At 46.8% G+C, this 410-nt stretch carries 1 protein-coding gene; it reads right to left on the minus strand.

The features are described 5' to 3' along the window. Positions 1–40: 40 nt before the first annotated feature. Positions 41–298 carry a replication regulatory protein RepA gene (locus I6F20_RS37670; protein WP_000083845.1) on the minus strand — a complete coding sequence of 86 codons (258 nt, stop codon included), beginning with the start codon at positions 296–298 and terminating at the stop codon, positions 41–43. Positions 299–410: the final 112 nt, after the last annotated feature.

Raw genomic sequence — 410 nt, forward strand, 5'->3', positions numbered from 1 at the left:
ATCTACCACTCACTCCTGAGATAAGCAAGAATGTGAATATTTACGAAGTCGCTCTGCGTTTCAGCTCTGATTCAATCAGTTTTTCAAGCATCTGCGCCTGAGTAATACCTTCCTCATCCGCCAGTTCACTCAGCCTGTCTTTTAACCGGGCCTGAATAACCGCATGAAAAGCCTTATGAGTGTTGCTTCTGCGAGCCAGAGAAGCTCTTTGCCTCTCTCTGGCCGGAACAGGGTTACCTTTCCGGTATGTACGCTTGGTGCCTGATGAGGAAGTCACTGCATTTTCTGTCTGCGACATCTCGCCTCCTCAATTCTCAAACAGGGATCGTTTCGCAGAGAATACTACAGTTTTTTGAAATCAGCGACTTGAAAGTTGTGACGATGATCTGTGTTGGCGCACAAATCATGTC

The sequence above is a fragment of the Bradyrhizobium sp. IC3123 genome (genome assembly GCF_020193625.1).
Lineage (GTDB): Bacteria > Pseudomonadota > Alphaproteobacteria > Rhizobiales > Xanthobacteraceae > Bradyrhizobium > Bradyrhizobium yuanmingense.